Origin of the sequence: Gimesia aquarii, assembly GCF_007748195.1 — a bacterium.
Classification (GTDB): domain Bacteria; phylum Planctomycetota; class Planctomycetia; order Planctomycetales; family Planctomycetaceae; genus Gimesia; species Gimesia aquarii.
The window spans coordinates 1,125,874-1,144,019 of sequence record NZ_CP037920.1; the positions used below are offsets into that span (position 1 = coordinate 1,125,874).

14 protein-coding genes are annotated in these 18,146 nt (G+C 45.9%); 6 read left to right on the forward strand and 8 right to left on the reverse strand.

Going from position 1 to position 18,146, the window contains the following annotated elements:
- Window positions 1-969: 969 nt before the first annotated feature.
- Window positions 970-2,556, forward strand: coding sequence for a sulfatase family protein (locus tag V144x_RS04580; RefSeq protein WP_144982051.1), 1,587 nt, complete (start codon window positions 970-972; stop codon window positions 2,554-2,556).
- 86 nt (window positions 2,557-2,642) lie between these two features.
- Here V144x_RS04580 and V144x_RS04585 read toward each other — a convergent pair whose 3' ends face one another.
- From V144x_RS04585 to V144x_RS04610, 6 genes are all read right to left on the reverse strand, one after another.
- Window positions 2,643-2,963: a hypothetical protein gene (locus tag V144x_RS04585; RefSeq protein WP_144982054.1), complete on the reverse strand. Its 321-nt coding sequence runs from the start codon at window positions 2,961-2,963 to the stop codon at window positions 2,643-2,645.
- Between the two features lies 1 nt (window position 2,964).
- A complete protein-coding gene (locus V144x_RS04590) occupies window positions 2,965-4,047 on the reverse strand; it encodes a DUF1559 domain-containing protein (protein ID WP_144982057.1) in 1,083 nt (360 codons plus the stop codon).
- An 887-nt stretch (window positions 4,048-4,934) separates the two neighbouring features.
- Window positions 4,935-5,258: a hypothetical protein gene (locus V144x_RS04595; RefSeq protein WP_144982060.1), complete on the reverse strand. Its 324-nt coding sequence runs from the start codon at window positions 5,256-5,258 to the stop codon at window positions 4,935-4,937.
- A gap of 74 nt (window positions 5,259-5,332) precedes the next feature.
- On the reverse strand, window positions 5,333-5,788 hold the full coding sequence (locus tag V144x_RS04600; RefSeq protein WP_144982062.1) for a hypothetical protein: 456 nt from the start codon (window positions 5,786-5,788) through the stop codon (window positions 5,333-5,335).
- A 156-nt stretch (window positions 5,789-5,944) separates the two neighbouring features.
- Entirely contained in the window at window positions 5,945-6,847 is a 903-nt protein-coding gene (locus V144x_RS04605; RefSeq protein ID WP_197998756.1) for a hypothetical protein, read from the reverse strand.
- 138 nt (window positions 6,848-6,985) lie between these two features.
- Window positions 6,986-7,519, reverse strand: coding sequence for a GNAT family N-acetyltransferase (locus tag V144x_RS04610; RefSeq protein WP_144982068.1), 534 nt, complete (start codon window positions 7,517-7,519; stop codon window positions 6,986-6,988).
- A 249-nt stretch (window positions 7,520-7,768) separates the two neighbouring features.
- Here V144x_RS04610 and mntR point away from each other — a divergent pair, with 249 nt between their 5' ends.
- From mntR to V144x_RS04630, 4 genes are all read left to right on the forward strand, one after another.
- On the forward strand, window positions 7,769-8,188 hold the full coding sequence (mntR, locus tag V144x_RS04615) for a manganese-binding transcriptional regulator MntR (RefSeq protein WP_144982071.1): 420 nt from the start codon (window positions 7,769-7,771) through the stop codon (window positions 8,186-8,188).
- Window positions 8,189-8,321: 133 nt separating this feature from the next.
- The gene (locus V144x_RS04620) at window positions 8,322-9,797 is read left to right on the forward strand and encodes a sulfatase (RefSeq protein WP_144982074.1); all 1,476 of its coding nucleotides are present in this window, start codon (window positions 8,322-8,324) and stop codon (window positions 9,795-9,797) included.
- 97 nt (window positions 9,798-9,894) lie between these two features.
- Complete coding sequence (locus V144x_RS04625) at window positions 9,895-10,851, forward strand: amidohydrolase family protein (protein WP_144982077.1); 957 nt, start codon at window positions 9,895-9,897, stop codon at window positions 10,849-10,851.
- A 310-nt stretch (window positions 10,852-11,161) separates the two neighbouring features.
- Entirely contained in the window at window positions 11,162-12,571 is a 1,410-nt protein-coding gene (locus V144x_RS04630; protein ID WP_144982080.1) for a DUF1501 domain-containing protein, read from the forward strand.
- Here the strand turns inward: V144x_RS04630 and V144x_RS04635 are convergent.
- Window positions 12,568-13,767 (reverse strand): hypothetical protein, encoded by a 1,200-nt coding sequence (locus tag V144x_RS04635; RefSeq protein ID WP_144982082.1) that lies wholly within the window; start codon window positions 13,765-13,767, stop codon window positions 12,568-12,570. The two genes, V144x_RS04630 and V144x_RS04635, sit on opposite strands and share 4 nt — an antisense overlap.
- Window positions 13,768-13,869: 102 nt before the next feature.
- Window positions 13,870-15,027 carry a hypothetical protein gene (locus V144x_RS04640; protein ID WP_144982085.1) on the reverse strand — a complete coding sequence of 386 codons (1,158 nt, stop codon included), beginning with the start codon at window positions 15,025-15,027 and terminating at the stop codon, window positions 13,870-13,872.
- 285 nt (window positions 15,028-15,312) lie between these two features.
- On the opposite strand from V144x_RS04640, the gene V144x_RS04645 reads away from it, so the two are divergent.
- Window positions 15,313-18,138, forward strand: coding sequence for a PSD1 and planctomycete cytochrome C domain-containing protein (locus V144x_RS04645; protein ID WP_144982088.1), 2,826 nt, complete (start codon window positions 15,313-15,315; stop codon window positions 18,136-18,138).
- Window positions 18,139-18,146 lie beyond the last annotated feature (8 nt).

Genomic DNA, 18,146 nt, shown 5'->3' on the forward strand with positions numbered 1-18,146 from the left:
TCAGGTGGGGAGTTGAGATGATCAACCAATCTATTAAACGGTGTCATACTTCCTTCAGTTGTTAAATAGAACCCACACGCAGTTTCTAGTACATTCCAAATTTCTTCACAACCTCGAACAACTAAGAACTTCAAATATAGTGCTATATTCACCGTCTATTCACGATAATCGTTATAAAAATTAATAGTTCATCTTTACCACACTCTGTGATTCAACTACTTGAACTTTCTGCATTTTTACTTTTAGTTGATCTTTTTCAGATCTGTACGTTCGTTATATCTTGTTATGCTAAATCTGTTCTACGCAGATTCATTTGAGAAAGAATGTCTAGAGAAATCGGGAGTATTAAAATTCCCCTCTGGTGTTCCATGATTTGGATGTAAAGAAGGTCTCGCAAGAAATGCAACGAAAAAGTTACTTGATCCTTCTGATGGTTTGTTTGATTCCATGTATCTTCTATTCGTTGTTTTTATTTTCAACCTGTCTATATCCAAACTATTTTGAAACGTTTTCATCCAACTTTAATATATTAATCCCCTTTTTTTCTTTCTGCTCTTTTAGCTTCGTGTTTTTATTCTGCTTATTCTATTTCGGTTTTTTAAAACATTTGAATGTTTTCGAAAAATTGGCACATATATTTTTATGGACGATGTTTTCTGTTTTCTTAAATGGTCTCACATTTTTTCTGACATCTTTATTAATTTTCGCGATCGATGGGTTTCCAGTGCCATGAAGACTAACCATGTTACACAAAAAGTCTGGTTGATTGCGCTGACCTAATAAAGTGGCGATGATTCCTAGAATGTTTTGACAGCTTACTGCTTAAGACTATTTATTAACAAATTAAACAAATCGATCACCTTAATCTGAGTTAATTCGCAGCTTTTGTTTACTGGCGTCACGTCTCTGCATTGGTTAATCTGAAATCATCTGTTAGTGATATTTTTCATTATTCCTGAAGGTGTTTTCATGATCCGCGCTTTGACTCTGCTCTGTCTTCTATTTGTTTCGTCTACCAGCTTTGCGGCCCAGCGGCCGAATATTTTATTCATCTTCACCGACGATCATGCACCGCATGCAATAGGTGCTTATAAGGGTTGGCTCGAACAAGTCAACCCGACTCCTAACATCGATCAGCTGGCAGCAGACGGGATGCTGTTCAAAAACAGTTATTGCACAAACTCCATTTGTGGCCCCAGCCGGGCTGTTATACTGACTGGCAAGCACAGTCACCTGAATGGTTTCATGCGAAATGGCAATCGCTTTAACGGCGACCAGCAGACATTCCCTAAGCTGCTGCAAAAAGCAGGCTACCAGACCGCCATCATCGGTAAGTGGCATCTGTCTTCCGATCCGCAAGGCTTCGATCATTGGAAAGTTCTACCGGGACAAGGAAACTACTACAACCCTCATTTCAAATCCGCAAAGGGCCGTGAACAGATTCCCGGTTATTGCACCGACCTCGTTACTGACATGGCGTTGGAATGGTTGAAAGAAAATGCCAACTCCGACAAACCCTTTATGCTAATGTGTCAACACAAGGCACCACACCGAACCTGGATGCCTCCGCTCAGGCATTTGAATCTGTACGACGACATCGAAATTCCCGAGCCCAAGACTCTATTCGATCAATGGAAAGACAACGCCAGCCCCGCCCGTCATCAGGAAATGGAAATCGACGGTCATCTGAATCTGGTCTATGACGTCTTCGGTCCTCCCATCAATGGCTGGGATCCTGATGCGGGAAAGTCCGTCGATAAATCCGGATTCCGTAACTTAAAAAAAATGACCCCTGAGCAACTTAAAGTCTGGAACGCCGCCTTTGATCCTAAAAATGAAAAGTTGAAACAAGCGGGTCTCACCGGTAAAGATCTGGTTCGCTGGAAGTATCAACGTTACATCAAAAATTATCTGCGCTGCATTAAAGGCGTCGACGAAAATATCGGTCGCATGCTCGATTACCTCAAAGAAACGGGTCTCGATCAAAATACCATCGTCATCTATTCCTCAGACCAGGGATTTTATCTCGGCGATCATGGTTGGTACGACAAACGTTGGATGTATGAGGAATCGTTCCAGATGCCTTTAATCGTCAAATGGCCTGGCGTCACCAGGTCTGGAACTGTCAATACAGACCTGGTTCAAAACCTGGACTATGCAGAAACCTTTCTGGAAATTGCCGGTGCAGATATTCCCGCCGATATGCAGGGACAATCACTGGTCCCTCTCTTGAAAGGAGAAAAAGTAAAATGGCGAGATGCCTTGTACTACCATTACTACGAATTTCCCAGCGTACATATGGTGGCGAAACATTTTGGAATTCGAAATCAACGATATAAGCTGATTCGTTTCTACCAGTTCGATGAATGGGAATTCTACGATTTACAGAAAGACCCCGAGGAGCTGACTAACCAGTATAATAATCCCAAATATGCAGACACGATTGCGAAACTGAAAATCGAGCTCAATGAGCTGCGTAAATCATATAAGGACGACTCTGATATCAGTGTGATGCCCATCGAATGGCGTAAGAAGTTTCGACCCGAATTACGCTAGCATGAATCAAAGTCTGGTGGGCAGTTCCGAATTCCATTCAGAGCGACCCACCAGACAACAGGAGGTCACGGTGCATTCAAATGAATTCATCTACCGACCTGGTCTTCCATTAATTGACGAGCTTCCAGCGTGGCAGATTCCCACTCGCCCTCGTTGGCCTGCGCCACAATTTCGTTCAGCCAGTTCGCTTCAGATTCAGTAATTTCTTGACTCTCAAGCGAACTCTGAATCAGTTTTGTGATGGTTTCCAGACGTTCCTTACTCTTTTGATTGCAGATAGAATACAAGGCCTTGGATATCTCATAAGTTTTAGGCGAGACCTCGGGATAGCCACATGCATTTAATTGTAGAGCAACAGCGGTCAGCAGTGTGATATCGAAACATTTTTGTAGTGATCTCTGATTCATCTTAAAATTCTCCAATCACTTCACCTTCGTTGATACTCGAAAGCTCAGCAAAGAGAAGTAAGTCGATATTTTCTGAAACAAATTTCACGGAACCATCGCCCATACAGACATGTCCCCCTCCGATATGCTCTGAATACATTTGCCCCACGTGAAATGTGGGGAAATTGATGGGATGCACAATCGGAAAGCCGGTAATGTCCAGTTCTCCCCCGGAGGGACCAGCATGCACCAAACACAGGGTCGCTGCGGCATCGGAACCATTTTCCGGACTGGAAAATTGAGGATGAGTAAACGCACCAGGAACGACTCCCACCCAGGTTTTGTCACTCAGCTTGGAGGAATGTTCTCCTAGGAAGATTGTGTTGGAAGTTCCATCAGTGACGTCTCGCATTTTAGTTCGGGAGTTACGGAAAAAAGGGCCATCAGCAACACGCGAGGCATCGCCATTGATGGTCACTGTCGTTGTTGTTTTAGTATAGATATTCGTAAAAATAATACCTGTAGGGACGGCTCCACACTCTCCCCAACACGATTCCTGGCCATGACTGGCCACATAATGTGAACGCCCAAACCGAATTTGTGATCCCCCTATCACCAGTGGCGCCCCTGGTTCGTCTCGTACGAGAAACGGTTCATCACCACCCGATGTTGAAGGACACAGGAAGACAGGTAACTTCGTTTGTACAATCGCAGCATGCGACGGATCCCAGCAGGCGCGATTCACATCCAATGCATTATAGACGGGCGCCTGATCTAAATAAGGAAGTAGCATCGAACTCCAGGACCATCCGGGAGCGGCGTCCCAAGTATCTGGATCAATGTTTGCCCACGCAGGTCCTGAACCGGTGCTGGTCGCATACGAAAAATAACCGGCGGGAAATGCGGAATGCGTATCATGATAGTTATGCAAGGCAATCCCAAGTTGTTTCAAGTTATTCTTACACTGACTGCGTCGTGCGGCTTCGCGTGCCTGTTGAACGGCGGGGAGTAACAAGGCAATCAAAGTCGCAATAATGGCAATCACGACAAGTAATTCAATCAAAGTAAAACCCCGGCGTGTTTTGGGGAAAGTAAGTTTTCTCATCACAGCAGTCTTTCTGCTTCAGGTCGATTTTGGTGGATTGATAAATTGTAGCATCGGCTACATTTTTAAATATTGTAGCCAAGGCTACATCTGTGTCAATCAACAATGGAAAAAAATTAATATCCAGAGACTTATTTTTTCGAAATCATCATTTCTGTATCGCATTCTTAGCTTCGTACGTTTCCTGCACACAATAGGAGAATTTACCGTAAGAGATTGATTTACAGGGAGATAGAATGCACTTGACACGCCCATGTTTCTGAAGAAACTATCTTTTTGCGTCGCGCGCGCGAGGATTAAAAAAAGATATAGTGCAGATCTCAGTACCTGTCTGCTTTTTACCATAAAACCCGCTGGTTTCAGAGCGATTTGGTTAATGGGTATAGGAGTTGGTTCTCGATGAGCACTTCTTTCGATACCACTTTCGAGACAGAGACGTGCATAAATTGAGTTCGGAGTAACCGTTCTACTACCACATCTCAGACAAAACCGCGCAAATCTTTGGTTGACACCTTCATGCCGTTCGCGACGATGATTCAAAGTCAGAGGATAGACCAGAATTGCAAACCAGAAATCCATCTAGTAATCTCCTAAAACGATTTTTTGAAATTCAAAACCGATTACAGATTCTAAGTTATATCGGGGCACTTCATCAGCGAATTGATTGATGTTCTGTAAAGACGGCTACCGCAATTTCATTACAGAAAACCAGGCGAATTGTACCTGATGTGTCATTACACACGAGAGATGAAAATCGGGAAGCAGAATCGCAAAAATTCTTGGGTAGTTCTGAAAGCGATTAAGAATTATCATCAGAGGCGACGAAATAATGTGATCAACTCATTAGACTCGTTATGAGTCTAGCAATTTCATTAGAGGCGATTGTACTATGGTCGAAGAATTAATGAAGCAATTGCAGACAACAGAATCGACACCACAAAAACGATAACTCCCCGTCGATTTTTTTGTTTAAACCAACAGTTAGCTGCAATACATGCTCCAATGCCGGCAAGTAGAACCAAACAACCCTGCAAAACATTTTGCCATACAAGTGCGATGTTATCGAGCCCTTCGTATTCACCATTGCTAAATTCAATTGGACCATACAGCGTGTTGTAGTATGCCATTGTGCCGAGCATTAAAAGACCACAAGCGACTCCGAAAAAACCAAACAGAGCAGAAATAATTCCAGCGACTATATACCAACGCATGATTGAAAATATCCCTAATCTGACTAATAGTAGTTCCTGCATATCATCAGCAGCTATCCCTAGAATAGTTTCCATCACTCGTCATCAGACCAAAGTTTGGCGAGATAAGCTTGTGCTCGCGGACGAAGGTTCTCGATGGCCAAATCAAGGTCTTCAAACATTGGAGCGACGATACTTTCACAAGATTCGAATCCTGCACGACATCGATCAGAGACAATTGTTGCGTACGGTAAGTCGTCGATCCCTGATGGATAAATACTCCGTCCATACATCCCCCAAATTGTGTTGCCCCATTCGTAGGTCAGATCACGCAGATCAAAGACGACCGCTTCTACATCCCATAGCGACAGAGCACACAAGGTGATCGTTCGCATAAACTGTCCGTCTCCATTACCATCGGAGCCATACCCATAATTGCCAATAAATCGAATTACTAAAGCACTCGCTTTTCTCTCATCACTGATATCACAACTAAAGATGCGATATTTGATATTACTAAGATCGGTGAAGTGATGCTCTGTAAGTTGCATATGTTACCCTGTCAGTCATTTTCATAATCGATATCTTTTATAGACTATAGACATAGTTCCTGCTTATCATCCGCAGGCAGCGAATTGTCCTAAATTACATAGGGGTAAATTGTAAGACTAAAATTATTGACAGAGGTTCAACACACAATACGTAAACTAATCGAAGTTCATTTTTTTTATGTGTGCTGCCGCGGCGTCTGCCAGTACGTCGCGGAACATTCGGTCAGGATTGTCGAAAAAGGCGATGCTGATTCCCCGATCGACGGAGCGGGTGGCCAGCAAGGTCAGCATCGGTGTGGGAGGCACATAACGCTCCATGTAAATGAGCCGCATCCCATTCCCTTTAATATGCAGCAGGCGTTCAAAGTATTGCATGGCAAGGTTTTCATCGCGGGCCAGCACGGCACCCTTCACCGAGACACGCAGTTTTTGCCACTCTTCGGGTGTTATTTCTTTTTTCCAGGCCATGACCTGCCGGTGCATTGCGTCGAGTTGGCTCGCTGCTGCTCCTGCAATATTTGCTTTAATCATGGGCAGCATGCTCCGTGTGAAAGTATGCAGCTCTTCGGTGCTGAACTGCTGTTGTTGAATCACCTTTTCCAGGAACCGCTTCGAATCAGCCAGGAGCTGTTTCTGCCGTTTGAGGTTTGCACCTTCCAGACCAATGTGATCAATCTGTTTTTCGACCCGGTCGATTCGCCCGCGATATTCAGTTAGTTGTTGAAGGCGTTGAGCGTCGAGCTTGCTGGCCCCGGGGGGGCCGAGCATGAGGTAGATTGCGACAGGCATATGTGCAAAGACTTTTAATGTATCGTACCTGGGAAGAAGCATTTCGGATGTGGTTTCCGAATTGTTGCGGACCAGAACGAGCTTTCCATCGCGTAGTAAAATGATCGGCCCGCCAGAGGCGAGATCTAACTTTCTCGCGACCGTGTGAGCATTGATGAAGTCACGATTCAGATTATAAAGTGCGGTGCTCGTTGCTTCATTGATCTCTTCCGAATAAGCCGTGTGTGACAATAAAATGAAAATGAGGCCAGTGGAAAAAATTCGTCTCATGTTCCTGTCTCCCTGATTCTGAATAAGCTTACGGATCGACCTACAATAACGTGTTGGGTTGAAATAAAATCGTAGCAATTCGTGACTCGGTTGTCGAATCTTTGTGATCAGAATCGTCACGTTGTATCTGAGAAGTCGTTATTGCTCTCCTCTTTGTGGATGCAACGCATACAGTCGATCTGGATGATCATAATCGGGCAGCATGACATCTTTCTCATAGGTCATCCCGATTTTCTCAACTACCCGAATCGAAGCTGTATTGCCGGGGTCGACCAATGCAATGATTCGAGCGAGGGAAAGCGTATTGATCGCATAATCTCGCACAGCGATTGCGGCTTCCGTCGCATAGCCTTGAGACCAGAAGCACGGTTCGAAACGAAAACCGATTTCAGTCTCCTTTTGACCTTCAATGTCCGGGAATTCTGACAAGCCACAATAGCCGATTATGCGATTTGTCTTTTTCAACATGACGGCCCAAATCCCAAAACCGAGTTGGGAGTATTCATCAATGCGGTTCTCTATCCACCTCTTCACATCATCCGGAGTCTTCACTCCACTGCTGAATCTCATGACCTCTGGATCGCATAGAATCCGGCAAGCCGCTGTAACATCCGACATCTCAAATTGCCTAATAAGAAGGCGCTCAGTCTGGCTGATGATGCTTTGTCGCATGGATTTCTTTGTCTTATATGAGTTCAACTTATTACGAGTTAGCCACCCTTTTGCGGACTGGGATGGAGGTTGAATATTGTTTTAATTCACATTGTAGCAGTTTTTAATGTCATAGATTGGACATTCCTGAATGAAAACAGATGGTTTGTTTCTGTCACGCGTAATCCCAATCGTCTGGACTGTAAAATGACCAGAAATGACGTTATGATATTGCCCCGCATATAATCAATGATATTAAGGCGATTCAGGATGGCAAAAAAGCAAAAACCGAAGAATCAGCACGAACGCACACGTGTCGATCATGCCACGGAAATTGCCGAGGATTATGTCGAAGCGATTGCGGAAATCCTCGAAGAGCAGGACGTTTGCCGGGTTAAAGATCTTGCCGAGCATTTTGCCGTGAGTCACGTCACCGTGAATCGAACGGTGGCTCGTCTGCAACGGGATGGTTATGTCACGACTGAGCCTTACAGTCCAGTAGAATTAACCAGCCAGGGAGCAAAGCTGGCGAAAAATTCCCGGCGTCGCCATGAAATTGTCTTAAGCTTTTTGATTGCGCTTGGTGTGAGTGAAGAAACCGCAGCCACCGATACGGAAGGCATTGAACACCATGTCAGCCCCGAAACTTTGAGTGTGATGGAAGCCTACATTTCAAAAGCCCATCGCTAGTCTGCGGCTGTTCAGCCGGTTGTTTAAAAACTCTCGCTACGATCAGGATTCTTTACTGAAATCGGGTCAAGTCTCTGCTAGGATGGATTGAGATAACAGTTTGAGATTCCCTTAGCCTCAATGGAGATGATTAATGATTCGTAGTCTTAGTCCATTTATCACATGTGTATCTTATCTTGCGCTATTTTTTCTGTGCACTACTCAGGCTACGTCAGCGGCAGAAACGAAACCCAACGTTCTGTTTCTAATTTGTGACGATTTGAATTGTGACCTTGGCTGTTATGGTCATCCTCAAGTGAAGTCTCCTAATATTGACCAACTGGCGAAACAGGGAGTGCGGTTTCAGAACGCGTACTGTCAGTTTCCTTTGTGTGGACCGAGCCGCGCTTCTTTTATGACGGGCCTCTATCCTGATCAAACTTTGATTCATCGTAACGCCATCTACATTCGAGAACATGTTCCCAACGTCCAGACGATGTCGCAAATGTTTCGCAATCATGGATACTTCGCCACACGTGTGGGGAAAATTTACCACTATAATGTTCCCAAACACATCGGAACCAGTGGGCACGACGACCCTTATTCCTGGAATCTGACTTTCAATCCCCGTGGCCGTGATGTGGATGATGAAGACAAAATTTTCAGTCTGACTCCCGGCAGCTTTGGTGGAACTTTAAGTTGGCTGGCTGCTGAGGGGACCGATGCAGAACAGACCGATGGTATCGCTGCCAAGATTGCCATCCAGCAACTCAAAAAACATGCCGCCCAGAAGACTCCCTTTTTCATGGCTGTCGGATTGTTCCGACCGCATACCCCTTACGTGGCTCCGAAAAACTATTTCGAGATGTACCCTTCTAAGAAGATCAACGTTCCCCAAGTTCCCAAAGGATACCTTGATACGATTCCACCACCTGCCCGCAAGAGTTTGTTGCGCAAAAAAAATCAGGTGAATCTGCCTGACAAATTAGCGCGACAGGCCATTCAGGCCTACTACGCTTCGATTACCTTCGCTGACGCACAGATTGGTCACATTCTTGCGGCTCTCAAAGAGACAGGCCTCGATGAGAATACGATCGTCGTTTTCACCTCCGATCATGGTTACCACATGGGAGAACACGGGTATTGGCAGAAAACAACATTGTTTGAAAATGCCGCTCATGTGCCTTTGATTATTGCCGGTCCCGGCGTCTTAGCCAAAGGACAGACTGCGGCTTCTCCTGCTGAAATGGTCGATTTCTATCCCACACTGGCAGAACTATGTGGTTTGAAAGCACCGGCTTCGATTTCCGGTGTCAGTCAGGTACCAACTCTGAAAGATGCCACAGCGTCTTCTCGTAAAACCGCTTTGACACAATACGCAAACGGTTACAGCATCCGTACGCCGAGCTACCGCTATACGGAATGGGGAAAGGCGGGCAAAGAAGGAGTAGAACTCTATGATCACAATACAGATCCCGCTGAAATGAAAAATCTGGCAAATGATCCTGAAACAAAGCAGTTGCGGGACGAATTATCCCAAATATTACAGGCACGAATTCAACAAGCCAACCAAAAACCAAAAGGGGTCAAGCAAATCAAATTCGAAAATCGAAGGCGCGTTCCCAGGTAAAAACGGGTTTGCCTACTTGTAATTCCCGACTATGTTGATTTGAATGGAGTAAGACGACTCGTATCAAACCGATACCGAATAGAAATTGGAATCAAGCATGAATCTATCCCGCCGTGAATTTTCCAAATCACTTGCACTCGCTGGACTCGGCTGTGTGACCGGACAATGGGCAACCAAAAAAGCACTCGCAGCAGAACCGAAAATTGAAGCAGGTACGGGCTTCATTGATATGCACACGCATATTGGTACGTATACCGATCCTAAAAAGAATCTCTCCGTGGAAGGTTTGCTGAAATGGATGGATCAGTTTCAGGTCGAAAAATCCGTTGTGCTGCCACTGACTTCTCCAGAATCAACCATGTATCTGCAAACGACCGAGTCAGCATTAGCAGCCGCCAAAGCATATCCCGATCGATTGATTCCCTTTTGCTCGGTCGACCCTCGAACGACTCATGCCGGGAGTGTCAAATCTTTAGTGAATATGATTCAACGTTGGGCTGATCAGGGGGCGAAAGGATTTGGCGAACATAAAGTCGGTCTGAATTTCGATGATCCTCTGATGATGCGGGTCTATGAAGCATGTCAGGAAGTAGGTATTCCTTTGCTGTTTCACATCGATAACATTCGTGGCAAGGATGTTCCTGGCCTCAAGCGTTTGGAAAATGCACTCAAGACATTTCCCGAGTTAAACTTCATTGGACATGGTCCTGGCTGGTGGGCTTCCATTTCCGGTGGTCTCACTCAGCAGGAGTTGGGTGGCTATCCTAAGTCCAAAGTCAAACCGGGAGGTGCCATCGATGACTTAATGAGCCGCTATCCAAATCTCTACGGTGATCTTTCTGCTGGTTCCGGTGCGAATTCCATTTCACGTGATCTGGAATTCGGCACAAAATTCTTGATTCGTCGACAGGATCGCATTCTATTCGGAACTGATTATCTGGCCCCCGGGCAACATGTTCCCCAGTTCGAACTTTTCCAGAAAATAGAACTTCCTGCTGATGTTCGATCTAAAATCTATCGCGAAAATGCCATTAAACTTCTCAAGTTGACTTAGTCTGAAAAACTATTGACTCAGAATTTGCGGATGAAAAATAGATAAATAGATTATGTGTGTTATGCACGACAGAATTGTGTGCATGTGTTCATTTTGATCTGTTTTTCAATAAATACATGCGGAGTTCCGGTTGTTCTTTCCGATCATATTTGTATATGCTAATATATAAAGTTTCCTACCTAAGTTACTCGCCACATAGGTACTAAATAAAGAACTGTCTCAGTTGAAGTCAAGCGTTTTAATGTGAGACCATTTTTTATCTAATCCTAATTAATAATCGATCATCGATTTTAGATATGGGAGAGTTCGGATGTCTCAACCAACCAGTTTCCCAAACAATCCACACCAACTTCATCACGCCGGTGGAAGCTCATTTTCTCATTTCGCGCCGGGTAGCGATCTGGTTCACGTGGGGAGTCGGCGTTGGTTTCTGCAAATGGGTATGGCCGGAATTGCCGGGCTTTCTGTCCCTCAATTGCTTAAGCAACAGGCGCTGGCTTCTCCTGAAGCGAAAGTAGATCAGAAGGTCCAAGCCAAGTCGGTGATATTGATTTGGCTTTCTGGTGGACCCAGTCAACTGGATACCTGGGATTTAAAACCGCAAGCTCCCAAAGAAATTCGTGGTCCTTTTAATTCCATTTCCACCTCGGTGAATGGAATTGATATTTGTGAGCATATGCCGAAGCAGGCAGCGATGATGGATAAGTTTGCCATCATTCGTTCTATGGATGCCACGGCCAGCAATCACACACCAACAACATTCCAGGCTGCTAATCCCAAGTCGCGTCGAACGAACGACAATCGCGATGGCGGAGGTTATCCTTCGATGGGATCTGTGGCTGCCAAATTCCGTGGACCAAACGTGCCCGGGATGCCAGGCTTTGTAGCGCTGGCTGACAGCATGAAATCCGATATTTACGGTGCCGGCCATTTAGGGCATCGTTATGAACCATTGGATGGCGTGAAATCCGCAGGTAAGTTTGGCATGCCTGCCGGAGTTCAAACCTCCCGATTGAATGACCGCAACGAATTACGTCGCCAGTTTGATCAGCTCCGAAAGCATGCGGATCTCTCGACTGAACTTTCATTGCAGGATCGTTACGTGCAGGAAGCTTACGATATGGTGTTGTCAGGAAAAGTTGCGAAAGCATTTGACCTGAACCGCGAACCACAGAAGCTTCGAGAAAAATATGGTAGCCACTCTTTTGGACAGAAGTCGTTACTGGCGCGTCGGCTTGTTGAATCGGGTGTGACTTTCATTACGATGAGTGATGCCTGGGGACACTGGGACCATCATGGTGATGAAGTGAAATGGGGTGGCATTGAGAAAGGTCTCAAACCCATGTTGCCAGTTCTCGATCATGGGATCACCACTTTGGTCAGCGACCTTGATGAACGAGGGCTGCTCGATTCGACGCTAGTGCTGGTACTTGGTGAATTTGGCCGTGGTCCGGTCATGACCAAAACCAATGGACGTGGTCACTGGACTCCGGTGATGTCGATGTTGGCAGCCGGTGCAGGCGTTCCCGGCGGTCAAGTCATTGGTGCCACAGATCGACGCGGTGGCGAAATCGCAGAACGACGATTAGGCCCGGGAGACCTCGGTGCTACCGTATTCAAAAAATTGGGCATCGACCCTTACGGTCACTGGATCAAACCGGGTGGACGTCCTACACCATTGGTCGATGGTCCTGCTGGTCCGATTGCGGAACTTGGTTAATCAGTGATTGTAAACTCCAGAGAGCGAGATTCACTCGCATTCGGAGCGTTCGATTTTCTTTTCGATACATCAATGGCAAAAAGACGTTCGATGCTATTTCCTGCCAGATCTTCGAGCACGGTTCCTGCAACCAGTCGATAGTGACCTGCCTGCCACGGTCTGTCTGGTATGAACCGCCAAACGGACTCATGTTGACTGAGTTGAATCTGTCCTTTGACAATGGCCCCCTGCTCTGTCTGCACTTTCATCTGATCTTTGAGTAGTACGTAGTCCAGAGGCTCGCCCAGTTTACAAATGAGTGGCTTTCGTGTTCCCTTGAGGGGAACGCTTAATTTCCAGTCTTTCACGAATGGCTGACGTTCATCAATGGCGACTGCTGAGAACGGTTTCGAAACGGGTGTTCCCAGTGCGTGCCCCGATAATGCGGCCCACTTTGGGTCGATTTTCAATTCGTACTCGTCTCCCTCATTCAGAATCGCACCCAGTTCGACGTTCAGATTGACTCCTGCTTTCTGTCTCCCCGGATGAAACCAGAGTGTTAACTGTTTACCATCGGGAGACCAGAGTTCGGTATGGCGAAATGGACGGGGGACTTGTTTGTTTTGAGTTTTGTTGAACAGAGAAAAATACTCAAAAATCTCTCCCTGCTGCATTGGCTCGGAGAATTGAATGTAAAATTTTAAGTGATTCGCGGGGAGCCTCTTTCCCGAAGGGTAAATCGCCAGCACACGAGGGGGCTTGAGATTGGGTAATGGAATATAATATTCGGCTTGAAGTAATTTCGCCTTCGTTTTTGCAGATAACTCTAACGGTTTTGGATCGAAGGTTGCTTGATAGCGAGTCCCTCGGACTAAGGGAAACGCTGGTTCGAATTCCAGATGGTTTGTTTTAATGCGATAACGTCCCAGCATTGCTGGAATACTTTGTCCGGACTGTTTTTGCAATTTGAACGTCAGCACCTCATGAAGCTTTTGTTCATCAGCTTGTTTGAGAGAACTCCAGAACTCGGATTGATTTGCTGTGACAACAACCAGACACCGTCGTGGGTCTTTGGGATTTGCAGTGATCTTTAACGTAAACGGTTCAACCGGTTTACTCGCATGAATCTCTGCTTGGAGCCCCCACCAGCAAATTAACAGTACAGCCAAAAACTGCCAGCGATGTTTCCCTACGATTTGTTGTTGTGGTTTGATCATAGCGCTGACCGTTTTTGAAAATCTGATATTAAACAGCGAAAAAACTCTTTCCTGTTCGCAAAACAGAACAGGAAAGAGTCTATGGCTGACTCACAACATCAATTAAGGAAGCTGTGAAATTTCCAAATCGAGGTGTCCGTCATTATCACGGAGTACGACGATTTCTTTTTTATCCAGTTTATCAATGTGCACAGCACCGGCAAGCTGATCGACAATTTCGATTCCATCCGGGCCTGATTTCTTTTTCACATTTCGCCGAACGGCATCTTCATTCACGTCTTCCGCTTCGAGGTAGTCCATATTGACGCGGACGCCCCACCATTTACTGGGACCATACATATTCCTTTTCCAGTGGAAACGAAATGTATTGGTTAACAGCCACTCTTTGCCATCACTTTCATAAGTCAACATATCCAAGGGACGATTTCCTGAACCGAGTTCGACCACACTCGTCCCTTTGACTTTGCTGCCCGACTGTAATTCATCCAGCGGAAATTTGGCGATGGGCGTACAGGCAAATGCTCCTACGATGTAGTTCTTACCCTTATTCGTATATGGTACGAAAGATTGAATCGGCGCTCTCGTTTCCCATTTTCGGTGTGCCACGTGATAAGTTTCGGCACTGTAGATATCAGCCGAAGTTCCATGTGTGATCGGAAGGGGAATCGAATAAATTTTATTGACAAATTCGGCATTGGATTGTGCTGCTGCCAATAGACGATCACTGGCCAATGCCACTCCTGTAATATTTCTGATTTTAGAATTCTTACCACCGGGCAGACCAACCTGCACAAAATCGACCTCAGACAAATCGAAATTTTTGACCTTACCTTGCGCGTCAATGACCAGGATGGCAGATTGCCCATCGGTCTTACGGCGAACGGAAAGATAGACTTTACCACTTTGTGAGTTCACAGCCATATCTGTGATTTGAATTTGGGAGGGTTCAACCCCCATACTTGCGGCGACAGCAACGTCAATTTTAGGAATTTTCTTTTCCAGCTTTTTTAGGGGTCCCAGATCATGAGTGTCAATTACAGTTACAGTCGCTTTCGCGGGGTCCGCCACCACCAGCAATCCGCTGGGTCCAAAGGTTATTTTCCCAACCGATTTGAAATCGGGATTTCCCTTCTGTACATTTTTGAGATACTTGCTCGCCGCATCCTTGGTCACACCGGCTTGAGCCATTTGGCTACCTGTGAGTAGCAGCAGGAGCGCCACAATAGGGACGCCTGCTTTCATGATTCGCGATCTGATCATCAAACTGGTTCCTGAAAAAAGTGTTGTAAAATTTTGGGGATCCGCTCCCCTCCAACTGACTTCAATCCTAATTCCCCCAAATTTGAGAGTCAACTAGATTGTGAATTTAACATGGTTTTGTACTAATTCCGTCCCACACGCAGAAAAACCGTGATGGATACTAATCGGGAAAGGTTCTCAATATTCATTAGGATTTTTACGCGCTTGACATCATTGATGCGTTTTTTGTTATAATGAGACTTCTTCCACAAGTCTCCTTCCTTTATAAACGAGCAACATTCAGTCATGGTTGTTTCCCGGCATCGACTTTTATTTTTGCTGTTCAACTGTCTGATTGTCTTGATCGCCAGACCTTTACCTGTCTACTCGACAGAGACCTCTACAGAAACTGCTCGGTCGACAAGCATTGTTTATGAAGTTGATATTCAACCAATATTCCAGGCACATTGTGTCAAGTGTCACAATCAGAAAACACGAAAAGCAGAATTTGACCTGAGTTCTCCTGCAAATCTACTGAAAGGTGGCGAATCGGGATCGGGATTAGTCAAGGGCAAACCAGATGAGAGCCTGTTGTTTGAATACTTGCATGAGGGCCAGATGCCTCCCGAAGGTTCAAAGCCATTATCGAAACAGGAGCTCTCCAAAATACGTCAGTGGATTCTCACAGGATTGAAGTTTCAGCAGAGCCCCGAAGCACATGCGCCTGCCATACTCACTCAACACGATGTTCTCCCGATCTTGTACCGACGTTGTGTCATGTGTCATGGTCCCGAGTACCAGGAGGGAGGACTCGATGTTCGCTCCAAAACCAAAATGCTCACAGGAGGCAAAGGAGGGTCGGCAGTCATCGCAGGCAAACCAGCTGAAAGTCTGTTGGTTAAGTATATCGTCGAGAAGACCTGTCCGCCGAAGGGGGAAATCAGTCGGGCTGGCATTGAGCCGATGACTGATGAAGAACTGGCAACAATCACCAAATGGATTCGCCAGGGGCTCTCAGAAGTGAAAGTGGAAGCTGAGGAGTTCCGCTATGATCAGGATCCATTGGTTTCAAAAGCAGATCGCCAATTCTGGTCGTTTCAACCTCCTCAGCAAGTCGACCCTCCGACTGTGATTCATCAGTCGCTGGTTAAAAATCCAATCGATGCTTTTCTTCTTCGAAAATTAGAAGCGCAGAAACTGTCTTATGCTCCGGAAGCGGATCGGCGCACTCTCATTCGCCGTGCGACATTTGTCTTAACAGGTTTACCTCCCACTCCGAGGGAAGTGCAGGAGTTCCTCGCTGATGAGAGTGAAAAGGCTTATGAGAACCTGATAGACCGTTTGTTACAGTCTCCCCGCTATGCGGAGAAATGGGGGCGATTCTGGCTAGACTTAGCTGGCTATGCTGATTCCGAAGGAAAGCGGAGTGCCGATTTGATTCGGAAATACGCTTACCGCTATCGTGATTATGTCATCCGTTCTTTCGGTGAGGATAAACCTTATGATGTCTTTCTCACCGAGCAGTTGGCGGGCGATGAATTGGTGGATTATGCGAACCCGCAAAATGCGACTCCGGAAGTCATTGAAAAACTGGTGGCGACCGGTTTTTTGCGCATGGCCCCCGATGGAACCTCGGCGAATCCAGTGAACCGGGTTTCAGACCGCATGGAAGTGATTTCGGACGAACTCGATGTACTCGCTCGTGGTGTACTTGGATTGACGATGAATTGTGCGCGTTGCCACAGCCACAAATACGATCCGATTCCGCAACGAGACTATTACAGGATGATGGCAATCTTCAAGGGTGCTTACGACGAATACGACTGGATGACACCACAACCATTCAGCAATCAATGGAAACGAGCCCGTAGCCGATTATTAACGGTGATCCCTGAGCAGGAACAAAAGGAAATCGACAAATACAATGCACCCATTGAAAAACAAATTGCGGAATTAAAAGCAAAGCTCAAAAACAAGGAGCTCTCTAAAAAAGAAAAGAAGGTGCTCGATAAAGAACTGAAAAAGCGAACTGCTTCATTGAAGACTCCCAATTTGATTCGAGCATTATGGGACCGTGGTCGTCCCTCGCCGACTTATATTTATCGTCGTGGTGATGAAAATCAACCCACACGCCTTGTGCAGCCCGGAACGCCTTCTGCCATTGCGGATGGAATCTCGCCCTATCATATCGAGCCAATCACACAAACAACTTTCAAAACCGGGCGCAGGCTGGCATTCGCCCGCTGGCTCACTCAGCCTGATCATCCATTGACTTCACGGGTGATCGTCAACCGTATCTGGAATAAACATTTTGGAAACGGAATTTTAAAGAGCCTCGATAATTTTGGTGCCTTGGGCACTCCACCCAGTCATCCGGAACTACTCGACTGGTTGGCTGTGAACTTTGTAAAAAATGGATGGAGTTTCAAACAGTTACATCGTTTGATTATGACGTCGCGTGCGTATCGCCAATCTTCGTCTATCACTTCACTCCATCAAAAGCGAGATCCGGAAAACAGGCTGATTTCCCGCATGCCCTTACGCAGGCTGGAAGCAGAAGAACTGCGAGATTCGCTCATTTTTACTGCGGGACAACTTGATGAGACACCATTTGGTCCACCGGTTGATGTGGAAGTTCGTTCGGATGGTCTGGTGACTTCAAAGCGAACCGAACAGGGGTGGCGGAGAAGCGTTTATGTCAGACACCGACGAAAAGAAATGCCGACATTTCTGGAAGTGTTTGATCTTCCACAAATGAATCCGAACTGCACGGTTCGTAAAAACTCAACCGTTGTTTCTCAGCCTTTACTTCTCGTGAATAATAAAATGGTGTATGACATTGCGGCTTTGTTTGCCAAACGGGTTCAGGCTCAGACAGGTGATGATCCGAAGAAACAGATAGATGCTGTGTATCAACTTGCATTTCAGCGCGATCCATTGCCCGAGGAAAGAAAGATTGCTCTGGCATCGTTACGTCTCTTAGACCAAAGCAAAGAAGCAACAATGCCTCTGGTTGCCAGCAAGCCAGAACAGGCTAAGAAGCAGAATCAATCGACTAAGACGGCCCATGATGGTCTAGCTAATTTTTGTCACGTATTACTGAACTCAGCCGAGTTTCTTTATATTGATTGAAAATCCAT